The 22888-nt window shown below is 64.4% G+C and carries 21 protein-coding genes and 1 tRNA gene; 9 read left to right on the top strand and 13 right to left on the bottom strand.

Annotated features, from left to right (window positions below; translation table 11 throughout):
- Positions 1 to 164: 164 nt before the first annotated feature.
- Entirely contained in the window at positions 165 to 3509 is a 3345-nt protein-coding gene (locus ACYQ6T_RS09150) for an N-6 DNA methylase (protein WP_459830229.1), read from the bottom strand.
- Between the two features lie 155 nt (positions 3510 to 3664).
- On the opposite strand from ACYQ6T_RS09150, the gene moeA reads away from it, so the two are divergent.
- The 3 genes from moeA (at position 3665) to phoU (ending at position 6335) form a co-directional block, all read left to right on the top strand.
- Entirely contained in the window at positions 3665 to 4876 is a 1212-nt protein-coding gene (gene moeA, locus ACYQ6T_RS09145) for a molybdopterin molybdotransferase MoeA (protein WP_459830227.1), read from the top strand.
- 20 nt (positions 4877 to 4896) lie between these two features.
- Positions 4897 to 5559, top strand: a complete 663-nt coding sequence (gene rpiA / locus ACYQ6T_RS09140) for a ribose-5-phosphate isomerase RpiA (protein WP_459830225.1) — start codon at positions 4897 to 4899, stop codon at positions 5557 to 5559.
- Positions 5560 to 5624: 65 nt separating this feature from the next.
- Positions 5625 to 6335, top strand: coding sequence for a phosphate signaling complex protein PhoU (gene phoU / locus ACYQ6T_RS09135; RefSeq protein ID WP_459830224.1), 711 nt, complete (start codon positions 5625 to 5627; stop codon positions 6333 to 6335).
- 62 nt (positions 6336 to 6397) lie between these two features.
- Here the strand turns inward: phoU and ACYQ6T_RS09130 are convergent, their stop codons facing one another.
- The 3 genes from ACYQ6T_RS09130 to ACYQ6T_RS09120 are packed head-to-tail and all read right to left on the bottom strand — an operon-like array spanning position 6398 to position 8844.
- Entirely contained in the window at positions 6398 to 6673 is a 276-nt protein-coding gene (locus ACYQ6T_RS09130) for an oxidative damage protection protein (RefSeq protein ID WP_459830223.1), read from the bottom strand.
- Between the two features lie 9 nt (positions 6674 to 6682).
- The gene (argA, locus tag ACYQ6T_RS09125; protein ID WP_459830232.1) at positions 6683 to 8029 is read right to left on the bottom strand and encodes an amino-acid N-acetyltransferase; all 1347 of its coding nucleotides are present in this window, start codon (positions 8027 to 8029) and stop codon (positions 6683 to 6685) included.
- A gap of 47 nt (positions 8030 to 8076) precedes the next feature.
- Complete coding sequence (locus ACYQ6T_RS09120) at positions 8077 to 8844, bottom strand: RsmE family RNA methyltransferase (protein WP_459830222.1); 768 nt, start codon at positions 8842 to 8844, stop codon at positions 8077 to 8079.
- Positions 8845 to 8957: 113 nt separating this feature from the next.
- Here ACYQ6T_RS09120 and ACYQ6T_RS09115 point away from each other — a divergent pair.
- The 4 genes from ACYQ6T_RS09115 (at position 8958) to ACYQ6T_RS09100 (ending at position 10860) form a co-directional block, all read left to right on the top strand.
- A tRNA-Met gene (locus ACYQ6T_RS09115) sits at positions 8958 to 9034 on the top strand.
- A 56-nt stretch (positions 9035 to 9090) separates the two neighbouring features.
- Positions 9091 to 9501, top strand: a complete 411-nt coding sequence (locus ACYQ6T_RS09110; protein WP_459830221.1) for an ArsR/SmtB family transcription factor — start codon at positions 9091 to 9093, stop codon at positions 9499 to 9501.
- A gap of 5 nt (positions 9502 to 9506) precedes the next feature.
- The gene (locus ACYQ6T_RS09105; RefSeq protein ID WP_459830220.1) at positions 9507 to 10607 is read left to right on the top strand and encodes a permease; all 1101 of its coding nucleotides are present in this window, start codon (positions 9507 to 9509) and stop codon (positions 10605 to 10607) included.
- A gap of 16 nt (positions 10608 to 10623) precedes the next feature.
- On the top strand, positions 10624 to 10860 hold the full coding sequence (locus ACYQ6T_RS09100) for a thioredoxin family protein (protein ID WP_459830218.1): 237 nt from the start codon (positions 10624 to 10626) through the stop codon (positions 10858 to 10860).
- Here ACYQ6T_RS09100 and ACYQ6T_RS09095 read toward each other — a convergent pair whose 3' ends face one another.
- The 9 genes from ACYQ6T_RS09095 to ACYQ6T_RS09055 all read right to left on the bottom strand — a co-directional run bounded on the left by ACYQ6T_RS09095 (position 10861) and on the right by ACYQ6T_RS09055 (position 21003).
- Positions 10861 to 12783 carry a dynamin family protein gene (locus tag ACYQ6T_RS09095; RefSeq protein WP_459830217.1) on the bottom strand — a complete coding sequence of 641 codons (1923 nt, stop codon included), beginning with the start codon at positions 12781 to 12783 and terminating at the stop codon, positions 10861 to 10863.
- Positions 12784 to 12844: 61 nt separating this feature from the next.
- Complete coding sequence (mutM, locus tag ACYQ6T_RS09090) at positions 12845 to 13663, bottom strand: bifunctional DNA-formamidopyrimidine glycosylase/DNA-(apurinic or apyrimidinic site) lyase (RefSeq protein WP_459830215.1); 819 nt, start codon at positions 13661 to 13663, stop codon at positions 12845 to 12847.
- Positions 13664 to 13668: 5 nt separating this feature from the next.
- Complete coding sequence (locus ACYQ6T_RS09085; RefSeq protein WP_459830213.1) at positions 13669 to 14007, bottom strand: AzlD domain-containing protein; 339 nt, start codon at positions 14005 to 14007, stop codon at positions 13669 to 13671.
- Positions 13991 to 14725 (bottom strand): AzlC family ABC transporter permease, encoded by a 735-nt coding sequence (locus ACYQ6T_RS09080; protein ID WP_459830212.1) that lies wholly within the window; start codon positions 14723 to 14725, stop codon positions 13991 to 13993. The genes ACYQ6T_RS09085 and ACYQ6T_RS09080 overlap by 17 nt, the downstream gene beginning before the upstream one ends.
- Positions 14718 to 16742: a YgiQ family radical SAM protein gene (locus ACYQ6T_RS09075; RefSeq protein WP_459830211.1), complete on the bottom strand. Its 2025-nt coding sequence runs from the start codon at positions 16740 to 16742 to the stop codon at positions 14718 to 14720. Before ACYQ6T_RS09075 ends, ACYQ6T_RS09080 begins: the two co-directional genes overlap by 8 nt.
- Positions 16743 to 16800: 58 nt before the next feature.
- Positions 16801 to 19914, bottom strand: coding sequence for an efflux RND transporter permease subunit (locus ACYQ6T_RS09070; RefSeq protein WP_459830210.1), 3114 nt, complete (start codon positions 19912 to 19914; stop codon positions 16801 to 16803).
- Positions 19911 to 20414 carry a hypothetical protein gene (locus tag ACYQ6T_RS09065; protein WP_459830208.1) on the bottom strand — a complete coding sequence of 168 codons (504 nt, stop codon included), beginning with the start codon at positions 20412 to 20414 and terminating at the stop codon, positions 19911 to 19913. Before ACYQ6T_RS09065 ends, ACYQ6T_RS09070 begins: the two co-directional genes overlap by 4 nt.
- Positions 20411 to 20746, bottom strand: coding sequence for a hypothetical protein (locus tag ACYQ6T_RS09060; RefSeq protein WP_459830207.1), 336 nt, complete (start codon positions 20744 to 20746; stop codon positions 20411 to 20413). Before ACYQ6T_RS09060 ends, ACYQ6T_RS09065 begins: the two co-directional genes overlap by 4 nt.
- Positions 20743 to 21003: a hypothetical protein gene (locus tag ACYQ6T_RS09055; protein ID WP_459830205.1), complete on the bottom strand. Its 261-nt coding sequence runs from the start codon at positions 21001 to 21003 to the stop codon at positions 20743 to 20745. Before ACYQ6T_RS09055 ends, ACYQ6T_RS09060 begins: the two co-directional genes overlap by 4 nt.
- Before the next feature lie 46 nt (positions 21004 to 21049).
- Here ACYQ6T_RS09055 and ACYQ6T_RS09050 point away from each other — a divergent pair, with 46 nt between their 5' ends.
- Positions 21050 to 21841: a (Fe-S)-binding protein gene (locus ACYQ6T_RS09050; RefSeq protein ID WP_459830230.1), complete on the top strand. Its 792-nt coding sequence runs from the start codon at positions 21050 to 21052 to the stop codon at positions 21839 to 21841.
- Positions 21842 to 21994: 153 nt separating this feature from the next.
- Positions 21995 to 22888 (top strand): RNA-guided endonuclease InsQ/TnpB family protein (locus ACYQ6T_RS09045; RefSeq protein WP_459830203.1); only part of this gene is annotated, 894 nt, incomplete at its 3' end.

Genomic DNA, 22888 nt, shown 5'->3' with positions numbered 1-22888 from the left:
GATTGGCGCGGGCCGGTGATCGCCACAATCGGAAAAACGCGCGCCAAAAGCAGCGAAAGGTCTGCAGCTTGTCGCTTGATCATGCGCCGATTTTACAATTTTGCTTTTCTAACTTCAATCTGTAAGATTTGTAGCCTCTCACGACGATGCGCTCGAGCACGGCGTCACTCCTTCAACTCCCGCAGACTGGCTTGAATCTCCTGGAGCTCCTCATCGGTCAATCCCCACAGCCGGGCGGCGGCGCGGTCAATTTCCGCTTCCACCTGTTGTAATTGGTCGCGGGCAGCTTCGTCGCCCGCATAGGCCGCGGGAGCCAGCGCGTGGGCGCGTTGGGAGAGTTGAGCAATACTGGTGTGCAGCGGGTTTGATGATTCAAAAGTGGGAACTCTAATGTTAGTTAGAATATGGGGGGAAGCAAAACCACCGGTACCATGGACTGAATAGGATTTCACACTCAAGCGAAACAGACTGGAATTTACGTATCCGCAGAAATAGTAAGCTTCTTCTCTGGAATCGAAAGCCACCATAGTTGCAGTTTCCAATGGAATGATCGGCTTCTCGACGCCGAACACGGAAACAGATCCAACACATGCAGCTTGGATGTCATTGCCAACGCGAGTCCAAGCCACCTTCCAGGTAGCAAAGGTGTAGTCGCCGACGTTGAACATCGAGTAGAACGGCCCGGTCTCGACCGCCTGGCGCCCCTGCGTGCGGGTGAAGTAGCGCTTGAAACCGGAGCGCTCGCGAAGCACCTCTTCAAAGCGCTTCAGGTAAGTCCACGTCTTGGGGTAGTGCTGCTGGACCAGGCTTTCGTCCAGACCGCGCCGCTTTTTGGGGTCCTGCACCATCAGGATGTGGAGCGAGGGCTGCGCCTGCCAGCGTTGCACGTCGCGCCCGCGCAGGAGCGGATAGACAAGGTCCGGTTCCAGGTCGGCGGTAACGGCCTCGACCTCCCGTTTCGCGCCTTCGGTGACGTTGCGCACCACCAGCAGGCCGTCAGGCCGTCGGACGACGATCTCCAGCCAGTAGACCGAATTGGCCCACGTACACACCCCGGCCCGCGCTTGGTATTCCGACGGCCCGAGCACTTTGCGCACCGCACTGATCGCCTTGCGGCGGGCAGTGAGCCAGGCGCTGGTGGGGTCGTTGGGATCGACGGGCGTAGCGTAAAACCGCAGCCGCTCGGTCTGCGCCAGGATCTCGTCCAACGTGCTGTCGTAATCGAGTCCCTGGCCACGCGCCGTCTTCTTCCAGTAGGTGTAGGACACAGGGTAGCGGGTGGGCGCCCCCTTGCGCACCACGAAAACGCTGGTGCGGGTGCTCGCCCCCTCAAAGACCTGCAGGCTGCTGAGGTCATCGACGTGGAGCACCTGAAGCGGTGCCCTATCTTGTCCCAAACGGAAGCGGCGAAAACCCTGCCCCGCACCGGCAGTCTTCCAAACGCTTTGGGTGATGACAAAAGCGAGTTTTCCTCCCTCTTTGAGGTAGCGGTCGGCGGCGACATAGGTCATCAAGGTCGAGAGATCTTTCTTCCCCTGACCAAGGATCGTCTCCATTCCGCCGTGGACAAAGAGGCCGTAGCTCGCCCAAAGCACTTTCGTGCGCTCGCGGTAACCTTGCGGCAAACTCTCCCAGTTGATCCAAGGGGGGTTGCCGACCACGTAATCAAACGGTTCGAGGAAAAGGGGCATGAAGGCGTTCTTGAGCACCCGCGCCCAGATGCCATCGAGCCCGCGACGGTGCAGGTCGCGCAGCTTCTCGTAGAGTTCAGCAAGAACCGCTTCGGCCCCTGCGGCTTGGGCCACGTCCGGGATTTCCCGCTGACAGCGCGCGAGGAAGGATTGGGTTGCAAAATCTCCCGCCACGTACTCTTCGAGCAGGGCGGTCAGCCGCTCCATCTCGGCGCGGGTGTCGATCACCTCCGGGACGGCGAGGGGTCCGACGACCGTCTCGAGGATGCGCCGGTCTTGCTCGAAGAGGTTACCGCGGGCGGGGGTCAAAATGCTATCAGCCAAATAGACGGGAATCTCGACCTCACGGCGGCGGTAGGGGAGCAGGTCGGCGATCGCGAGAAGATAATTGACCCGGGCGGCGGTCACCGCGAGCGGGTTGAGGTCGATCCCCACCACCCCGTTGAGGATGAAGTCGAGGGTGTCGGCTTCGGCAAAACCCGCTTGCAAGCAATTGGCTTTGAGCGCGCGGATCGCCAACACGAGAAAGGTCCCTGAACCGCACGCGGGGTCAAGCAGGCGTTTGTTGGGCGTGGGGATGTGCGCGCCGCCGGGCTTGGGCATCCGGAAGAGCGGCTCGCCCAACTGGGTCAGCAACCGTTCCGCGAGCCAATCTGGAGTATAGAACTCTCCGAGGTCGTGGCGAATCTCCCGCGGCAGCAGGTAGTGGTAGAGCTTTTTGAGGAGGTCGCGGGCGCTGTAGGGGTCATCCTGCACGGTGGCCGGGTTGTAGTCAGCGAGGCGAGCCAGCACTTGGCGCAGGGCCTCTTCGATCTCGCCGTTCCAGGCATCCAGGTACCAGGAGAAGAAGTCACCCTCGAGAAGGTTTTTGATGCCGAGGATGCGGAAGAGGTCGCCGCTTTCCAGCCGCTGCAATTCGCGCCGCAACGCCTCTCCCTCCAGACTCGCCAGGGTCGTGAGCGGTGTCGTCCCGAGCGTGCCGCTCGCGTAGGCCTGCAACACAAGCCGGGCGATGTTTTTCACCAGAAAGGAGAAATAGGTATGGAGGGCAAAGAGAAAGCGCGCCATCTCGACCTCTGCGCCCCCTAATCCCATCCCGCGGGCAAAGGCGCGCAGCTCCTTTTTGTGTTTCAGTTCGCCCGCGGCGGCGTCCGCGCCAGCAGTCTCGCCAAAGAAGAGCTTCCACTGCTCAAAGAGGCGATCGGTAAGCCCTGCGCGAGGGGCCGCCAAGGCGTTGTACAAGGCGCGAGTGACTTGACGGCTCAGGTCATTGTCGCTACCAAAATCTTCTACGAGGTTTTCGGGAATCAGCGCGCGGCCCGAGGAGAGGGAGAACAAAGCACGCAGGAAGCGCTCGCACGAGACAGCGGTGGTTTTCAGCGGCTCTTCGATCACCCAGTGGCCGTCGTGGTAACGGACGAAGATGAAATAGTGGCCATCAAAGGCGACCCCCAGCAGGCGGTCGCGGTCGTGGCGTTCGGCGTGCGCCAAGCCGAGGATGTAGTTTTTGACCTGGTCGACGGCGTGGCGGGTATGCTGGTGGTCGAAGTGGCTGCGCAGCGAACCAGGGGGTTCGTATTCGATCACCAAACGGTTGTAGACTGCGTCGGCCCGCCCCGTTGCCAAAGTGTACTGCTCGCGCATCTGGAGCGCCACGCCCAATTCCTTCGCAAACTGCTCGATGTGGTTGTTCACCTGGCGCTGAAACTCCGCTTCGTTGTGGGCTTGGCGAGCCGCTATTTGTACCAGCGAGAAGAATTTGGGCGCCTGTTGGCGGATCTTTTCGTAAAACGAGAAGGGGTTTACAACTCGGTTCAATTTGAACTCCTGTGAGAATGAAGCGGGTCACCGCCCCTTCGGCATCATAGCCAAGAAGCTCAGACCGGGTCAATGGTCCGGCCATGCGCGCCCCCGCCGCAAAAATCGCGCCGCCGCGCTACAATCTTTCTAACGAACTGTTCTGGAGAGAAGCTGTGCGCTCTGTGCTCGACGCGCAAAAAGCCATTCAGGAGGCATTGAGGCCCCTCACCGCGTGGGAATGGGTGACGCTACCCGAGGCGCTCAACCGCATCCTTGCGGAACCAATCGTCGCCCCATTCAACGTCCCGGCGCACGACAACGCGGCGATGGACGGCTTTGCCGTGCGCTACTCCGACCTCGACCCGAGCCACCCGACGCGGCTCAAAGTGATCGGCGCCGCCTTTGCCGGCCACCCTTTCACAGGGGCGCTCACCCCCGCAAGTAGCGTACGGATCATGACCGGCGCGGAGATTCCGACCGGCGCCGACACGATCGTCCCGCAAGAGGTGTGCACCGTCGAAGGCGAGATTGTCACCATTCCCCCGGGGCAAAAGATGGGGCAACACCTGCGGCGCGCCGGCGAAGATCTTGCCGCGGGGGGAGTGGCGTTGCCGGCCGGCCGGCGCCTTGGGCCGGCGGAACTTGGGCTGATCGGTTCGCTCGGGATCGGAGCGGTTCGGGTCGTTCGGCGGCTGAGGTGCGCGGTGCTCTCCACCGGCGACGAGATCGCCGCGATCGGCGAACCGCTCGCGCCGGGTCAGATCTACGACAGCAACCGCCACACCCTCTCGGCGCTCCTTCGCCGCCTTGGGTGTGAGCTCCTCGACTTCGGGATCACCCCCGATCAGCCGGAACTCTTGCGCGAGCGCTTCACCCTCGCCGCCGAAAATGCCGACGTGATCCTCACCTCGGGCGGCGTCTCGGTGGGCGAAGCCGACTTCATCCGCCAGATGATGGCCGAATTGGGCGAGGTCCACTTCTGGCAGCTCGCGATCAAACCGGGGCGACCCCTCGCGTTTGGCCGGATCGGCAACGCCTGGCTCTTTGGCCTGCCCGGCAATCCCGTCGCCGTCGTCGTCGCCTTTACCGCGTTCGTTCGCGACGCGCTCCGCACCCTCCAAGGGGAGAACCCCGTCCGGCCACCGCTCCTGATTCCTGCGGTGCTCGCCCACCCGATCCGCAAAAAGCCGGGGCGGCAGGAGTATCTGCGGGCGACCGTCGCGCGCGAGGGGAATGCGCTCGTTGCGCGGGTTGCAGGGGCGCAAGGCTCCGGCATTTTGAGCTCGATGACGCGGGCAACGGGTTTTCTCGTCCTGCCTGCGGAAGCGGGGGATCTCGCGGCGGGGGCGGTCGTCGACTACCTCCCGTTCGAGGCGATTTTGTGACCACCACAGAAGGAGTTGCAATGGATCAAAACACCCTGAAGCGCCTGGTCGGCGAAGCGGCGGTCGCGGAGGTCGCCGACGGCATGGTGATCGGTGTCGGCACCGGTTCCACGGTCAATTGCTTTATCGACGCGCTCGGAAGAAGCGGCAAAAAGCTCGCTGGTGCCGTCTCGAGTTCCGAAGCGACCACGGCGCGGCTCCAGGCGATTGGGGTGCCGGTGATCGACGCGAACGCGGTGACGTCGCTTGCGCTCTACATCGACGGGGCCGACGAGATCGACCCCAACTTCTGCATGATCAAAGGTGGAGGCGGGGCGCTCACCCGCGAAAAGATCGTCGCAGCGATGAGCGAGCGCTTCATCTGCATCTGCGACGCGAGCAAACGGGTGGCGCGCCTCGGCCGCTTTCCCCTGCCGGTTGAGGTGATTCCGATGGCGCGGGCGTTTGTCGCGCGCAAGCTCCAGGAGCTCGGCGGCGAACCGAAGTTGCGCGAAGGGTTCGTCACCGACAACGGCAACCTCATTTTGGACGTGCACGGGCTTGCGATCGACGACCCGCTCGCGCTGGAGCGGCGCATCAACGACATCCCCGGGGTGGTGACGAACGGCATCTTCGCGCTGCAGGCGGCCCATGTGCTGCTCCTCGGGACCGAGAAGGGGGTCGAGCGGTTTGTCCGCGCTTAGCGTGTCATCGAACCGTCACAATCCCGTGCTACCATTGGGTCGACTGAGGAAGATGGAGCCCCCCGATGAACCTGAAACCGCACACCCTCTCCGTTTTTGACAAAGAGATCAACGAGCTGCGGACCCTCGTGCTCACGATGGGACGAGCGGTCGAGGAGCAGGTTCGCCGCGCGGTGGAGGGGGTGCGCACCGGCAACGTCGATCTCCTCGAGGCGGTGCGGGCCAAAGAACGCGAAATCAACGCCGAAGATCGCGAAGTCTTCGACAAAACGGTCCATCTGATCGTCCGCAACGCCCCAGCCGCAAGCGACCTGCGGTTGGCGCTCGCGACGATGCAGATCGCGACCGACCTCGAGCGGGTCGGGGACGAGGCGAAAAAGATCGCCAAGGCGGGACAGCGGCTCTTTGAGCGGCAGCCGTCGTTTACCCCGAGCGTTGAACTGGAACTGATCACCCGCACGAGCGTCGAGATGCTCCACAGCGCCCTTGACCTCTACGCGCGGCTCGAAGACCGCGAAGCGGGCGAGATCCTCGCGCGCGACAAAGAGGTCGACCTGATGTTCAAAGGAATTCTGCGCGAACTCATCACCTACATGATGGAGGATCCGCGCACGATTTCGCAGTCGATTGAACTCATCTTCATCGCCAAAGCGCTCGAGCGGGTGGGCGACCACGCGAAGAACATCGTCGAGCACGTCATCTTCGCCGTCGAAGGGAAGGATGTTCGCTACCGCAGCGCGACCTCTGCCGAGACTGCCGACGACGGTTCCGAGTAGCCCGACGCCCCTCGCAAGCGCCTGAACCTACCGCGCCCGTCCCGAAAGGGTGCGTGCGCGGCTTAGCTCTGTGGCGGGACGTAATTGGGGATCGCTTCGGGCCCCGCGCCGCTGCCAAAGAGGAACTGCTCCATCTGCTCCTGCAAATACTTACGCGCCTGGGGGTCGAGGAGGTTCAAGCGGTACTCGTTGATGAGCATTGTCTGGTAGCGCTGCCACTGTTGCCACGCCTCTTTCGAGACCTGCTCATAGATCCGCTTACCCAGCGGCCCCGGAACCGGTGGCCGTTCGAGCCCTTCAGCCTCTTTTTGGAGTTTCACGCAAAAGACGGTTCTCATGACGGTTTCCTATCCCGTGAGGGTTTTGACGAAGACTTTGCTGCGGCGCTGGTAATTGTAAAGTTCGCGCTTCTGTTTCGGAAGGTGGTCCACGCCTACCTCGACGAAGCCGCGCTCGAGGAACCAGTGGGCGGTGCGGGTGGTGAGGACGTAGAGCTTCTCGAGCCCCGCGGCGCGGGCGCGCGCCTCGATCCGATGGAGGAGCTCCTCGCCGATTCCAGCACGGCGGTATTCGGGCGCGACGGCAAGGCACGCCAACTCCCCTGCCTTCTCCTCGGAGAAGGGGTAGAGGGCGGCAGAACCCACCACCACCCCATCGTGTTCGACGAGAATGAAGCGCCCGATCTCCTGCTCCAGGAGCTCGCGATTGCGCCGCACCAGCGTCCCGTCGGCCTCCATCGGGGCGATCAGCGCAATGAGCGCCGGAACATCTTCGCTCGTCGCGTCGCGGAAACGAAAGACCGGGTTGCGGGTAATCATCGTCCCGACGCCCGAATGGGTGAAGCACTCGAGCAGAATCGCGCCGTCGAGCTCGCGCGAAATGAGGTGGGCGCGGCGCACTCCGCGGCGCACTGCGTCGATCGCGAAGGGGAGGTAGCTTTTGAGATCCTCGCTGAGTTGTTCGCTCAAGCGGTCGAAGCGCTGCTGCGCTTCGGTCACCGTGAGCGACGCTTCAATCCCACCCTCTTCCGCGGGAATCCCTTCGGCGTCGCAGAGAAAGATCAGCTTTTCGGCGTGGAGCGCTACTGCCACTTCTGCGGCGACCTCCTCCATCGTGAGGTTGAAGATCTCGCCCGAGGGCGAAGCGGCGATCGGCGAGATCAAGACGACATTCTCCTGCTCGAGGTCCGCTTCGATCTCCTCAGCAATCACTTTGCGCACCGCGCCGGTGTAGAGGTAATCGACCCCGTCGATCACCCCGAGCGGTCGCGCAACGAGGTAGTTCCCCCCGGTCACCCGCATGAAGCTCCCCGCCATCGGGGTGTTGGGCAGCCCCTGCGAGAGCTTCGCTTCGATCTCGAGCCGGGTCACCATCTGCGCCGCCTTCACACACTCGAGCGCTTCGGCATCGGTCACCCGCTGCCCGCGGTGGAAGATCGGGGTCAGCCCGCGCCGCGCCATTTCGGCGTCGATCTGCGGCCGCGCCCCATGGACGAGCACCAGGCGAATCCCCAACGCCGCAAGAAGGTTGCAGTCGTAGGCGAGCCGCTGCATCCGCTCGCCCTGCGCCACCTCGCCGTCGAAGGCAACGACGAAGGTCTTGCCGCCAAAGGCGTGGATGTAGGGGGCCGAGTGGCGCAACCACGCGACAAACTGGGCAACCGCCCCTTTGTCTTCAAGCGCGATGGGGACCATCGCTTCGGGCGCTTCTCGCCCCGCTTTCAGATTGGTGCTTCGCTGTCTCATTTGGCGCTTACCGCTCCCTTCGCCTGCCACCACACTGCTGCCTGCGCCAGCACCGCCACCGCCGCCGTCTCGGCGCGCAACACCCAGGGGGCGAGCGTGAGCTGCACCCCCTGTTGGGTCGCGAAATAGCGCGTCTCATCCTCCCGCCACCCCCCTTCAGGGCCGACCGCAAAGAGGGCGCCCCCATGGGGCGGGCTGATCTCGGGGAGCACCTGCCCCCCCGGTTGCAACCAGAACCAGGTGAGCGGCGCAAGTCGCCACTCGGTCAGCCGCTCGTGGAGGTGGTGAAGATCGGTCACCGGCAGAATCTCTGGTACCCGCGCTCGCCCACACTGCGCCGCGGCGCTCGCGGCCACCTGCCGCCAGTGGTGCCGCTTCTTCTCCCCTCGCTCGGAGTCGAACGCCACCTGACTGAAGGCGGTGACGAGCGGCACCCAGTGGGTCATCCCGAGTTCCGTCCCCTTCTGCACCACCCAGTCGAGCCGCTCGGCCGGCAGGAGCGCCGTGGCGAGCACGCGCGGCGCAGCCGGTTCCGGGAGAGGTTCGACTGCGCACAACTGCCCCACCGCCACCTCACGCCGTCCCACCCGCACGACCACCCCGTGCCACTCGCGCCCCTCGCCGTCGAAGAGCGCGATCGCGTCGCCCACAGCGAGCCGCCGGACCTGGGCATGGTGCGCCGCATCCCTCGGCAACGGCCACGGCTCTTGGGGGGGCTCACGCCAATCGGCAGCGTCAGGAATGTGAAAGCGGGGTGGGAACACGTTGGACCTCGAGCAAGACGCCGCGATTATCCCAGATTTCCGCAAACGCAAGAAACCCTGTCGCAATCGGGGTTGACTTTCTTTTCCACTATGTTATGATTCGCTTCTCGTGACGCGGGGTGGAGCAGTCCGGTAGCTCGTCGGGCTCATAACCCGAAGGTCGCAGGTTCAAATCCTGCCCCCGCAACCAACCGAACAGGTTGGTTTTTTTATCGCTAACGTTTCAAGATTTTTTGAAAAGTCAAAATGACCGCTGAAGAGATGGTTTCGGCCCTTGCGGCGCTCGCGTCGCTACCACGCCTTGCGCTCTTTCGTCTGCTCGTGCGCGAGGCCCCCGAGGGGGTTGTTGCCGGTGAGATCGCCGCAGCGCTCAACATGAGTCCGAGTCAGGTGACCTTCCACGCGAAGACCTTGGAGCGTGCCGGGCTCGTTGTCAGCGAGCAGGAGGGGCGTTTCGTGCGCTATCGGGCGGTGATCCCGCGGATGCACGCCCTCATCGCCTATCTCACTGAGGCGTGTTGCGCCCGCCAGCCGGAGGTCTGTTCAACGCTGCGATCGGAGTCGAACGTTGCTGCAGCGTGGTTTGAACCGGCGCAAGGGGCCGACGCACCCAAACCGGTCGATTCTCCCCAACCAGTCGATCTTTCCCAGGAGTGACCGTAATGAAAGAGACCCCAGCCCCAACAGCACCCAACTTCCCTTCCGAAGGGGAGGCAGCACCGCAACAGGCTACCGCAGAGCCCGTGGCGCTCCGCTGGGCTTTGGGCATTCCCGTCGCCGCAGTGCTCTGGTTCCTCGCGTACAGTAACCTCACCCGTTTTGCCGACGCGGTGGTCGCCCTCCTGGGGCTATCGCGGGAGACCCATCTCGGCGAAGCGGTCCACTTCTTCTTTTACGACACCCCGAAGGTGCTGCTCCTTCTTCTCGGCATCGTCTTTGTGATGGGGATCGTCCAGACCTTTTTCGCGCCAGAGCGGACCCGAGCGCTTCTTTCCGGCAAGCGGCTCGGGATCGGCAATCTCTTGGCGGCGCTCCTCGGGATCGTCACCCCGTTCTGCTCCTGTTCGGCGGTTCCGCTCTTCATCGGCTTTGTCTCGGCGGGGGTGCCGCTCGGCGTCACCTTCTCGTTCCTCATCTCCGCGCCGATGGTCAATGAGGTGGCGCTTGCCCTCCTCTTTGGGCTTTTCGGCTGGAAGGTGGCAGGGCTCTATCTGGTGACTGGTCTCGCGATCGCGATCGTTGCTGGGCTCGTGATCGGCAAACTCAAAATGGAGCACTATTTACAAGATTGGGTCCGGGAGATCCACCTCGGTCTTGCCGACCAGCCTACGGGTGCGGCGCTCACCTGGAACGACCGCTTTGCCGCCGGCTGGCACCACGTGCGAGAGATCGTCGGTAAAGTCTGGCCCTACGTGCTCCTGGGGATCGCGGTGGGCGCCGGGATTCACGGCTATGTGCCGCAAGAGGTGCTCGCCAAGCTCCTCGGCAAGGATGCGCCATGGTGGGCCCTTCCCGCGGCGGTCGTGATGGGGGCGCCGATGTACACCAATGCGGCGGGGATCATTCCCGTGGTCGAAGCACTGATCCATAAAGGGGCGGCACTCGGTACGACGTTGGCGTTCATGATGAGCGTCATCGCGCTGTCGCTTCCTGAGATGTTGATTCTGCGCAATGTCTTGAAGTTGCCGCTGATCGCCACCTTTGCCGGCGTAGTCACGGCGGGGATTCTCTTCGTCGGTTTTCTCTTCAACGCAATCATGTAACTGAAAGGAGTCGCAAATGGACGTGAAAGTGCTGGGCACCGGTTGTGCCAACTGCAAAAATACCGTGAAACTGATCGAAGAGGTGGCGAAAGCCCTGGGCGTCACGGTGACGATCGAGAAGGTCGAAGCGCTTCCCGAGATCATGCGCTACGGGGTGATGAGTACGCCTGGTGTAGTGATCAACGGCAAAGTGGTTCACGCCGGAGGGATCCCCTCCCGGGCGCAAGTCGAAGGGTGGCTCAAAGGGGCGTGACTATTCGACGCCAGCGACCTCGCGCACTTGATCAATCGCCGCGGCGACCCGGCTGCGGCGGCGTTCCCATTCGGCGAGTTCCGCTTCCAGTTCCGCAATTTGGGGTTCCAGCTGTTCGAGCGACGCAGTGATCCGTTCAAGCCCCTTCATGCGCTTCGCCAAAGCGTCCGCCCGCGCCGCGAGCGCCTCGTCCATCGGAACCATCACGACGCGCACCCACGCCAGGAACTGACGGTAGCGCCGCTCCCACCGCGCTTCGACCTCGCGGCCAACGAGCGACGTGAACTGCTCGATCACCCGCCGTTTCCCGTGCGAAAAGAGGACACTCCACCCGGCCACCTGTTCGAGCGCCGCCTCCCGCACCCGCGCGAGATCGCCAATGAACGACTGGTATTGAGGGGGGGCAGCCGGTCGTTCACACGCGAGCCCATACTCCTCTTCAAAGCGCTGGTAGATCTTGTCCACCATCGTCTGCAGCTCGCTGAGCTTCAGTTGGCCGTTCTTCAGCCACGCGTCGATGCGGTCGAAAAAGGCGGCGATCTCGTCGCGCATCCCCGCTGAGAATTTCGCGCGGTGCAGTGCCGCAATCGTCTCGTCGACCTCGGCGCGGATCCGGCGCCGACCGATCAGTTCAAGGAGCGCCTTCGATTCGCGGGCAAAGAGGGTCTTCGCCGCTTTCGCCCGCTCGTAGAGGGCGTCGAGCTCCTCCTTCTCGCCCTGCGCCTTTTTGAGCGCATAGTGCATCCGCGCGCGATTTTGGTTACGTAACCCATGGAGCTCCTGCAGCTGATCGTTCACCGCCGCAATCTTCTGCTCGATTCCGCTCACCGCGAGGAGCCCCGAAAGAGCGGTTGCCAGCTGCCCTTCGCAGAGCGCCAACCGGCGATCGACGAGGACCTCAGAGAGCGCCGCTTCGAATTCGGCAATGCGCGACCGGCGCACCGCCTCTTCGTCGCCGCGCGCGCGCCCCACGAGCGCCCGCTGCGCCGAGAGGGGAAAGATGTGGGCGTTGGGGACGCCCAGATGGTGGGCGACGTCGGCAACCCGAGCGTCGATCTCGGCTTCGATCTCATCAGAAGAGCGCAACCCGTCTTCGAGCGCGTCGATCTTGTTGAGGACGACGAGCGTAGCCGCAGAGCGATCCCCCCCTGCCTGAACAAAGCGGCGCCAGATCGTCAAGTCGCTGCGGGTCACCCCGGTATCGACGCCCAAAACGAAGACGATCGCTTGGCATTCAGGAAGGATCGACAGGGTGAGGTCGATCTCCGCACCGATCGCGTTGAGTCCAGGGGTATCCACGATCACCAGCCCTGAGGCGAGCAGCGGATGGGGGTAACGGATGATCGCGTGGCGCCACGCGGGGATCAGCACCGTGCCGTCGGGCTGGGGTTCGAGGCCGTGCTCGCCGCTTGGGTCAATGCGAAACCCCAACGACTCCGCCTCATCGGCAGTGACCGCCCGGACGGCGCAAACCGACTGGGTCGTCGCAAGGACCGATTCGGTCTTTTTGGGGTCGAAGGGGCGCCGCTCCCAGAGCTGGGGTTGCATTCGGGCGTCGCGCAACGTCACGTCACGCGCTGCTTCGATCGGCAAAAGCAACACCTGCGGCTCGGCCCCGTCGAACCACTCGAGCTCGGTCGGACACATCGTGGTCCGGCCGGTGCGGGAGGGGAGAATCCGCTGTGCATGGTCGGCAAAGAAGAGAGCGTTGATCAGTTCGGTCTTGCCGCGCGAAAATTCGGCGACAAACGCAACACGCAACTGCTGCGCTTCGACGGCAGCAAACGCTTCTTGCAGCCGCAGCTCGACGCGCTGGTGGTTCGCGACACCCGCCTCAACGAGCGCAGCTTTCAGCTCTTTCAGCGCGAAACGGACCGCAGCGCGCCAGGCGTCGAAATCGTCGAGGTACTGACCGAAAGCCATGAAGAGAAGCATTCTGGGACAAAACAGAGGAAGCGTACCACAAAGCGCGCGTACGCGATCGTCACGAAGGCTGGCACGTGGGGCAGTACCAGGTGCTGCGCCCCTGCTGGGTCACGCGCACGACCGGCGTGCTGCAGCGCGGGCACGGCTCCCCCTCGCGGCCGTAGACCGCCAGGCGCAACTGGAACCAGCCCGATGACCCGTCGGCGGTGACGTAATCGCGCAGGCTCGTCCCCCCCGCGGCGATCGCCTCGTCAAGCACTTCCCGGAGCGCGGCGATCAGGCGCGCCCATTCGCTCAAGGTCATGGTGTCGGCGCGGCGCTGCGGCGCGATCCCGGCTTGAAAGAGCGCTTCGCAGGCGTAGATGTTGCCGACCCCGACGACCACTTTTCCCGAAAGAAGCAGCGCCTTGATCGTCGTCCTCCCCGCTTGGGCTTGGGCAAACTGCGGCGTAAGTTCGGGGGTGAAAGGTTCAGGGGCAAGACGTGACGACCAGCGGGCGTACTCGGTCGCGGAGACGAGATCACACCACCCGAACCGGCGGGGGTCGCGAAAGCGGAGGTACCCCGCGGAGAAGTGGAGCCCCAGATGCTCGTGCGGCAGCCAAGCCGCCGCGGGGTGGGTGAAATAGAGCCGGCCGCTCATCCCGAGATGAAAACGGAGATAGGCTTCATTCCCCCCTTCCCGCGTGAGGTGAAACGCGAGCACCTTCGCCCGGCGCGTCACCGCCGAAACGGTCGCCCCGACCCACGCGGTCAGCAGCTCCGCGTCGATCGGGCGACGCAGGTCAGCCCGCCGCACTTCTACCCCTTCCCAGCGCGCGCCCACGAGGGGGGCCAAGCCGCGCCGCACCGTCTCCACTTCGGGCAACTCGGGCACTCGACCTATCCTCCAAAGAGCGTTTTCAGCGCCACCACTACCCCCATCCCGATCGCAAACGGGGCCCACGGATTGCGCCAGAGTGCGGCAACCACCAAGACCGCTCCCGCAGCGATCAACTCCGGTTTGAACGCGACATGCCCCCCCACCAAGAGGAGTTCAGGAGCAACCAGCGCCCCGAGCGCCGCAGCAGGGGCGTAGCGCAGCCACTTCTGAAGCCCGGGCGGCAGTTGCACCCTTTCGCCCCAAAGGAGAAAAGCACCCCGCGTCAGCCACGTCGCCCAAAAGAGGAGCGCAAAGAGCGGCAGATACCCCCAAGAGGAGAGGTCACGAAGATCGCTCACGGTTTCTCCCCTGGCGCTCCATCAACCATGTCCATGCCCCGCCTGCAGCAAGGCCAGCCAGCACAGCCATGATCACACCGATCTTGAGCGGCAGATCGTACGCCACCACCGCAACCGCTGCCGAGGTGAGTGCCGTCACCCGCATCACCGGCTCTTTCGCAAGCGGCACGAGGAGCAAAAGCAACGCGATCGTCCCCATGAAGGTGAGCGGCCAGTCGCGCGGCAACCATTCGGCGGCAAAAATGCCCACGAGCCCCGAGATCTGCCACAGAAGCCAACACCAGAGCCCCGCGGCAAAAAAGAGCCGCCATCGCCGTTCCGGGTCGGGTTCAGCGTTGAGCCGCGCCCCCAAGACGATAAAGAGCGCATCGACCAACCAGTAACTGCCGAGCGCCCGGCGTGCCCAGGACTGCGCACGAAAAGCGGGCGAAATCGCAGCGCTGTAGATCACAAAACGGAGGTTGAGCACAGCCGCGGTGAGCCAGACGATGCCGATCGGTGCGCCGGCAACGATCAGGGGCAACGTGCCCAGCTGCGCAGTGGCGGCATAGACGAAGAGATTCATCGCCACCGCCTCCCACTCGCTCAAGCCGTACGCGCGCATCGTCAGTCCCGTTGCGATCGACCACGGGATCAACCCGAGCGACAGGGGCATCATCAACCGCAATGCCTCGCGCCACGCGGGCGGCGTGGGGGTAGGCGCTCTTCCGTCACCCACGGCTGGCACGCTCCCGCTCCGCAGTCGCGCGACCCCCGATGCGACGACGGGCAGCGCCGCTCTTTTTCTCCCCTCTTTCCGGCGGATCGACGGGCGGAACCAGGGCTTTGGGGCCGTAACCGATGAGGTCCTGCCGCCCCATTGCCCGCAACGCTTCGCGGATGAGGGGCCAATTGGCCGGATCGTGCCAGCGCAAGAGCGCCTTGTGGAGCCGCCGCTGCCGCCCTTTACGAACGACCGCAACGGGCTCTCCCCCACCCGCGAGCCGTTTGAGCGGATTGCGTTCGGCGTGAAACATCGCCGTCGCAAGCGCCATCGGGGTGGGCAGGAAAGTCTGCACCTGATCGGGCTGGAATCCGTTTTGTTTCAACCACAAGGCAAGTCGGACCATATCCTCGTCGGTCGTCCCTGGATGGGCCGCGATGAAGTAGGGAATCAGCTGCTGCCGTTTGCCTGCAGCGCGCGAATAGTGGATAAAGAGGTCGCGAAACCGGTAAAAAGTCTCGATCCCTGGTTTCATCATGTGGGCAAGCGGCCCCGGTTCGGTGTGTTCGGGGGCAATCTTGAGTCGGCCGCTCACGTGGTGCTGCACCAGCTCCTTGATGTATTCCGGGCTTCTCACCGCAAGGTCATAGCGGACTCCCGAGCCGATCGTCACCAGCTTGACACCGGGGACCTGCCGCGCGGCCCGGTAGAGGTCGATCAACGGCTGATGGTCGGTGCCGCCGAGGTTGTCACAGATATCGGGATAGACACAGGAGAGACGGCGGCAGTGGGCTTCGACCGCCGGATCTTTGCACCGCATGCGGTACATGTTCGCCGTGGGGCCGCCGAGATCGGTGATATGCCCGGAAAAACCGGGCGTTTTGTCGCGAATTGCGGCAATCTCGCGCAGGATCGATTGCTGCGAGCGGTTTTGAATGATCCGCCCCTCGTGTTCGGTGATCGAACAAAAGGTGCACCCCCCAAAACAGCCCCGCATGATGGCCACCGAAAAACGGATCATCTCCCACGCGGGAATGCGCGCCTCGCCATAGCTGGGGTGGGGACGGCGAGCATAAGGGAGATCGTAGATGAAGTCCATCTCCTCAGTGGTGAGCGGCAACGGCGGCGGGTTGAGCCAGAGATCCCTCGCCCCCGCCCCTTCGCCGTACCGCTGCACCAACGCCCGGGCGTTGAACGGGTTCGACTCCAGGTGGAGCAGGCGCGACGCATGGGCGTAGGCGATCGGATCGGCGGCAACCCGCTCAAAAGCAGGGAGCCGCACCACGGTCCGCTCCCGTGCTGTCCCCTTCGGCTGCTCGACGGGACGATTGGGGTCGGAAGCGTCGATCTCCACCCAATCGGGGCCAGGAAGCCAACCCGGCTTCACGGCAAAGGCCGACCCCCGCAGGTCGCGAATCTGCCGCACCCCCTCTCCTGCTTCCAGCCACTTTACCAAGCCCACGAGCGCCCGCTCGGCATTGCCGTAGAGCAGCAGATCGGCCTTCGCGTCCAACAGCACGGAGCGGCGGACTTTTTCGCTCCAATGGTCGTATTGCGCAATCCGGCGCAGGCTCGCTTCGATCCCGCCGATCACCACCGGCACCCCGGGGAAAGCCTCACGGCAACGCTGGGTGTAGACGATCACCGCGCGATCGGGCCGTTTCCCAGCCACCCCCCCTGGGGTATAGGCGTCGTCGCTGCGGATTCGGCGGTCTGAGGTGTAGTGGTTGACCATCGAGTCCATGTTGCCGGCGGTGACGCCGAAAAAGAGGCGCGGCCGCCCCAGCACGCGAAAAGGCTCGGCGCTTGACCAATCGGGTTGGCTGATGATCCCCACCCGCAAACCGTGTGCCTCCAGGAGGCGACCGACCAACGCCATCCCAAAGCTCGGATGGTCGACGTACGCGTCACCGGTGACCAGGATCACATCGCACGCGCTCCAACCGAGCGCCGCCATCTCCTCCCGGCTCATCGGCAAGAAGGGGGCAGGGTGCGGGTTGGGGTGACGGGGGAGAATCGATTCTTTTTCCATCTTGGCCTCAGTGGGTGGCGCCGATTGTACCGACTTTCTGGTCAGAAATGCAAACGGCTCAACCGCTTCCCTGGTGCGGCACCGCTTGCAGACGCAAAAGGGCGAGTAACAAAAGCGGCACGACAAAGAGGGTGAGCACCGTCGACACCCCCAACCCCCAGACGATGCTCGACGCCACCGGCCCCCAGAGGAGCGAGTGGCCAGCAAGCCCTGTCGCGAGCGAGAAGAGGCCGCTGATCGTCGTCCCTGAAGTAATCAGGATCGGGACGAGCCGCCGCCGCGCCGCATAGACCACAGCGTGAATTGCTCCCATGCCCTGCCCCACCCGGTCGTTGGTCGCGGCAACCAGCACGATCGCGCTATTGACGGCAATCCCGGTGAGCGCGACCACCCCATACATTGTGTAAAGGGAAAGCGGCAGGCGTGACGCGGCCAAACCGAAGACCACCCCGGTAAAGGCGAGCGGGACCGTGACGAGAATCACGAGTGGTTGGAGATAACTGCGAAACTGGGTCGCGAGAATGAGGTAGATGAGCCCCACCCCAACGAGAAAGATCCGCTGCAACGCCGTAAGACTCTCTTTGATGTCGTCGAGCTCGCCTGTGAAGTCGAGCGCAACACTGGGGTATTGCGCGGCGACCTCCTGCCAGCGCCGCATCAGTTCCGCATTCACCGCTTGCGTCTCGGCCACTGTCCGGTCGAGCTCCGCTTCGACCGTCACTGTCCGGGCGTACTGGTAGCGGCGCACGACACCGGCGCTCTCGCGCACCGTCACGTCGGCGAGTAACCCCAGCGGCACCGCGTCGCCGCGCGGGGTGACTATGGGCAGGTCCAACCACGACGTCACAGCGGGGTAGTGCTCCTCCCGCGCTTTGACGACGACGCGCCACGTCTCCCCGCCGCGGCGCGTTTCGCCGACATACTCCCCGTCGGCCAAGAGCGCCGTGAGCCGAGTTGCCGTGGCCGCGTCGAGCCCGGCGGCGGCGAGCGCCTCGGGCCGCCAGCGAAGCTCCACGGTCGGCCGGCCTGCGGCGCGGTCGTCGTGGATATCGCGCACGCCGGGAATCGCGCGCAGCCACCCCTCGACCTGCGCAACGACCGCGTCGCGCTCGCGATCGACGTCGGAACGGACCTTGACGTTCACCGGTCGTTGGGCCGGTGGCCCCCCTTTGACGATGAGGAACGATGCGGTGTAGGGTTTTGCCGCGTCGGCAACAGGCTCACGCAACGCGTCGATCACCTCCTCGGTGGTTCGCCCGGAGGGTTCGCGCGGATGGAGCGAGACGATCACCTGCGCGTGGTGGTCGGCATAAAGCGGCTCGGTGTCGGTAAATTTCACCCCGGCGGTAGCGACGGCTGCCCGGAGCTCAGTCGGAGGAAGCGCCGCCTCGACCGCCCGCCGCATGCGATCGGCGACCGCCAGCGTCTCCGCGAGCGGGGTGCCGACGGGAAGGTCGGCGTGGATGTAGAAGAGGCGGATCGTCTCGAACGCGAAAAACTGCACCCGAACCCAACCGCCTGCGACCAACGCGACCGCCGCAGCGAACGCGAGGAGCGAGACGAGCGCCGCCCGCCCCGGGGTGCGCAGCGCGCGCACGAGCCACCGGCCGTAGGCGTTACGGAGCCGCAGCTGAAACCGCTCCCGCCACCGGGCAAAACCCGAGCGGGGGCGATCGAAGGCGTGGCGCCACGAAAGGATGTGCGCCGGTAAGATCCAGTAGGCTTCGATCAGACTCATGAGAAGTGCCGCGGTCACAACCAACGGGACGATGCGGAGAAAATCCCCCAAGATACCGGGAAGGAGCATCAGGGGCAAAAACGCGGCGATCGTGGTGAGCACCGAACTGGCAACGGGGGCTGCCACCTCACGCAAACCGACGAAGACCGCATCGGCTGTCGGGACCCCCTGGACAATCTTGTCGTGAATCGCCTCGACGATCACCACCGCATCGTCGACCAGCATCCCGAGCGCGATCACCACCCCCAGCAGTACCGTGAGGTTGAGCGTACTCCCACCGGCTGCAATGAGCGTCATCGTGCCCGCCAACGCGAAGATCATCCCGGAGGCGACGAGCACCGCCAAGCGCACCCCGAGAAAGAGCCCGACGATGACGAGCACCAACCCCAACCCCACGAGCGCGTTCTGCTCCATCACGCCGATCGCCGCCCGCGTCTCCGGCGTCTGGTCGTCGACGAGCGCAAGCGCCAACCCGAGCGTCGTAAGCGCCGGGTTGCGCTCAGCGATGAAGCGGTTGAGCGCCTCCAGCAGCTCGAGCGTATTCGCATCCCCCTTTTTGGTGAGCGAAATGAGGAGGGCCGGTTGGTCGCGAAAACGCACGAGCTGCCGCGCCCGCTCAGCCCTTTCGCGCACCTCGGCCAACGCCGCGAGGGGAAGCACCTCCGGCGCCGGGTCACTCCCCGGGGCAAGCGTGATCGGCAACGCCGCAAGCGCTTCAGCGGTGAGGCGCTCGCCACTCACCCGCACGAGCCACTCGTCGCTGCCAATCCGCACCCGCCCGGCCGCGAGATCGCGCGCCCACCCCCGCACATGATCGGCAAGCGTCACCGGTGAGACCCCCTGCGCGGCCAATTCGACCGGGTGGAAGCGCACCTGGAACTCCGGCTCGCGAAAGCCAAAGACGAGCGCGCGGTCGACGCCCGGCAACCGCTCCAGCTCCCGCTTGATCCGCTCCGCTTCTGCTCTCAGCGCCTCACCCCCCACGGGGCCATAGAGGGCGACCATTGCGGTGGGGAAGCCGTTGGAGGTGGTGATCTCCATCACCTTCGGCGTCTTGACGGTATCGGGAAGGTCGTTCGCTTTGTTGAGCACCTCGCGCCGCACCTCCTCGACCCGTCGGGCAAAGGTCGCCTCGTCGAGGCGTCTGAACCGGACGAGAATCGACGAAATTCCCTCGCGCGAGGTCGAGACGAGGTAGCGGATGTCGGCGATCGTGCGCAGCGACTCCTCCAGGGGTTCGGTCACCTTCTTCGCGACATCCTCGGCGCTCGCCCCCGGATAGACGGTCCAGACATTGACCCAGTTGAAGTTGATCTCCGGGTCACGCGCTCGGGGCATCATCAGGTAGCTCGCAACCCCAACGGCGAGCACCAGCAAAAAGGTGAGATTGGCGAACGGCCCGTTGCTGAGCCATTGGCGAAGGAACGCGCTCATCGCGCGCACTCCGCCGCCGTACCCGTCCCGTTTTCCCGACGCGGCGGAAGCGCTGCCCACGCCAGCCGCCCCTGCCCCGCGACGGCGACTTCGAGCGCCGCGAGCGAAGTGGGTGGCACCGCGACGGCACTACGTCCCGGGAGCGCGTCGGGAAGCGGCAGAAACTGCGGTTCAGCCGCTGGATGGGGTCGGAACCACACTCCCACCTCCTCCCCCCGTGTCGTCATCGCCTCGGGGGGGAGGACTGAGCCCCGCGCACGCCACCGCAACCGCCCGACCGTCCCTGGGGGCGGTGGGTCAGACGTTGCGAAGGCGAAACGGACGGTGGTCATCATCGCCCCGTCACGGACCGGGCTCGTTGCGACCCAGCGTAGCGGAAGGCCGGCGGAAGCGGCGGCACCGAGGGGAAGAAAGTGCGGGGTTGCTGCGTCGTCGGCAAGCTCCGCCGCATGCGCCCCGGCAACGCGCGCCGTTACCTCGACCGCCGCGGGGGTGATCACCGCGACCCCCGCGCCGGCGCCAACCCATCCCCGACCTGCGCCAAGCGTGCAGCAACGACCCCGTCGTACGGGGCCCGAACCTGGGCGTGAACGAGGCGCCATTGGGCCTCTTCGAGCTGCGCGGCACGGACCGCCGCATCCCGCTCGGCGATCGTGAGCTGCTCTTCGGCGGTCGCGACACTGTCGCGGTTCCCCACCCGCTCGGCAAGAAGCCGCTTCGCCTGGTCGAGCAGCCGCCGCGCCTGTGCGACGCGCGCTTCCGCTGCCGCGGCCGCCGCCTTCGCTTCCTCGACCGCAAGCCGCAGGGGGGTGGGGTCGAGCTCAGCGATCACCGCCCCGCGCGGACCCGATCGCCCACCCGAACCGGCAATGCCATCACCCGCCCTGCGACCTCTGCGGCAACCGTCGTCGTCTCCATCGGTGTCACCTTCGCGGGGGCCTCGCGCACAAGCGGCTGGGCCACCTCGTGCCACGGGCGCCACACGACCCCGTCGCGGCGCTCGGGCGCACACCCGCGCTCCTCAGCCGCGCTCGCGCCCACCCAGAGCGTTGCCCCCAGCACAACCCACCCAAACCGTTGCCACGCCATTCACAATCCCTTATGCGAACTTTTCTGATCCTTGACACTCGGTATAATAGACGGGTTCCCTCAAGCGAAAACCGCGACGATGACCGCTCCCCCACGTGTCGGCCTCTTCATCACGTGTCTCGCCAACACGATTCGACCCAATATCCCGATGGCGCTCGCGCAACTCCTCAAAGCAACCGGGCACGACGTCGTCGTCCCCTATGCTCAGACCTGTTGTGGCCAACCCGGTTACAACGCGGGCGACTGGGACGCAGCGCGCCACATCGCCCGTCAGACGATCGAAGCGTTCGAACCGTTCGATTATCTCATCGCCCCCTCGGGCTCGTGCTTGGCGACGATTCGCCACGACTACCCGGAGCTCTTCGCCGACGACCCCGTCTGGCGCGAGCGTGCCGAGGCGCTCGCGGCCAAATCGTGGGAAGCGCTCACCTATCTCGCCGAAAAGGTCCCGCCCGAGCGGCTCCCCCCTGCCCGCTTTCCCTATCGGGTCACCTACCACGACTCCTGCTCGGGATTGCGCAGCATCGGGATCAAAGGGCAACCACGGCAGCTGCTCGCCCGGGTGGAGGGGCTCGAACTCGTCGAAATGGATGAGGCGGAGGTCTGCTGTGGCTTTGGCGGAACCTTCTGTGTCAAATACCCCGAGCTCTCTGAGGCGATGGTCGAACGCAAGGTGCGCAACATCCTCAAAAGCGGCGCCGAGGTGGTCCTGGGGGGCGACCTCGGCTGCCTGATGAACATCGCTGGGCGCCTGACGCGCATCGCGGCGCCGGTGCGCGTCTACCACACCCTCGAGGTGCTGGCCGGGCTGGCCGACGGCCCCGGTCTCAACCCGTAACCGAGCTGCATTTGGGAGCTAAGACTCTAGTCTTGCAAATTGTACGTGACAGTACATAATTAGCACCATGGAAAGCACGATGAGCCTAGGCAAAGCGGCAAAGCTGCTCAGGATGTCGGCCAAGACGCTGCAGCGTCTGGATCAGAAGCGCTGATGCAGGATAGAGAACCGATGCAGCTCGCGCACCGAATTGAGCTTCGCCCCACCCCCGAGCAAGTCGACTACTTCAAGCGCGCCTGCGGGGCAGCACGCAAAGTCTGGAACTGGGCGCTTGCTGAGTGGCGTCGCCAGTACGCTGCGGGGGGCAGACCCAACGCGATGGCGCTCAAGAAGCAGTTCAACGCGCTCAAATACCGCGACCCCGAGTGGCTCGACGAGAATGGGCAGCCGTGGGTGAAGACCATTCACCGAGACGCCCACGCGCAGCCGTTCAAGAACCTGGAGCGAGCATGGGCCAGGTTTTTCAAAGACCTGAAAGAGGGCAAACCGGCGTCTGAACCGCAATTCAAGAAGAAAGGCAAGAGCCGCGACAGCTTCTATGTCGCCAACGACAAGTTTCGCGTGCGTGGCCAGACGATTCGCCTCCCCAAGGTGGGCAATGTAGCGATGACCGAAGCACTACGCTTTGAGGGCAAGATTCTCGGTGCAACCGTCTCGCGCACCGCAGACCGGTGGTATGTTGCGATTCAGGTCGAAGTGCCTGACCGTGTTTTTTACCGCCGACGCACAGGAAATGGCGTCGTTGGCGTTGACCTCGGGGTGAAAGCCGCAGCGACCCTCTCCACCGGCGAGGTGATTGACGCGCCAAAGCCCTTGAAGCGCATGCTGCGACGGCTACAGATTCGGGAGCGGACCCAGAGCCGCAAGCTCGAAGCGGCGAAAGTGGCGGTGGGACTTCCCCAAGAAGCGCCAATCCCGAAGGGAACGAAACTTCCCATTTCGAACAACTGCAGGAAAGTTGCCCAATCGTTGGCGCGGCTCCATGCCCGCATCGCCAACATCCGACGCGATTTTGTCCATAAGCTCACGACGCGCCTCTGCCGCGAG

This window comes from Hydrogenophilus islandicus (assembly GCF_054657095.1).
The sequence above is the reverse complement of the archived record's forward strand: the minus strand, read 5'-3'. Positions and strand labels throughout refer to the sequence as shown.